Below are 908 nucleotides of genomic sequence, written 5' to 3' on the forward strand. Positions count from 1 at the left end.
GAGACATTGAGCAAGAATATACTTAATTCAACCTTTGGGGGATGCTCATATTTAATGAATTTCCCTTCAATTATCTGCCCAGACTCATCTTTTTTGGGTCTAGGCGTGTTCGGCTTGTAACATCCCCATCTTTTGCTTGCAGGTTTATCACCTGGGGTTAAATCTCTAAAACAACGTGGGTCAACTCCAGCATCACACCACCAACCACCAGCATCAAGGTGAGAATAGGCTTTGATTAACCCTTCGCTAAGTCGCCCCGTATTTGTACGATTAAGTTTTTCACTAACCATCAGCCTTTCCCAAGCCTCATGCTCACCACCTGCATGGTTGAACTGAAGGCTTTCAAAGTTTAGCGCTGCAATTTCTGGGTGAATGGCACTTGATTCAAACTCTTGCCAGTGCTTTGGTTCAATAAAATTAGGTATTTTTTCAGTCTGATTTGGTGTCCAAAATGCTTCTGTTGGTACAGCAGTTTTTAATACTGGTTTTGAAAAAACAGGAGGCTTTCTATCATCTCTACGTTTTTCTTGGAGAGTGGGTTTGGCTACAGTTTCTAAACTCGTTGTAACTAATGGGGCTGGCTGACTAACTGGCTGATTAACTGACAAAGAGACTTGTTCAGTGATTGATGGTTGAGCTTTTAGTACTGGCTCTGCTATTGCAACTTCAAGTTTTACTACTGGCTCATTAGCTCTTAGAGTGACCGAGGCAGTTTTCGCCTGAATTCGTTCTACTTTTAAGGAATTCATCAGCAATTCTAAAGCGTTATCTTTGGCTTTAGACTCTTGCGCCAGTTCCAGCAATTCTGATTTGTCTTTAGTATAAAGTTTAACGTTATGCCTAGCTCGACTAATCGCCACATAAAAACTTTCTTGCCCAATGGTGTAGTCTGCCGCAATCAAGGCTAG

At 41.6% G+C, this 908-nt stretch carries 1 pseudogene; it reads right to left on the reverse strand.

What is annotated here, in order from left to right:
• Positions 1-908: pseudogene (locus GNF10_RS37135) on the reverse strand (exonuclease V subunit alpha); the annotation flags it as partial.

The sequence above is a fragment of the Nostoc sp. UCD121 genome (genome assembly GCF_014222285.1).
Taxonomy (GTDB): domain Bacteria; phylum Cyanobacteriota; class Cyanobacteriia; order Cyanobacteriales; family Nostocaceae; genus Nostoc.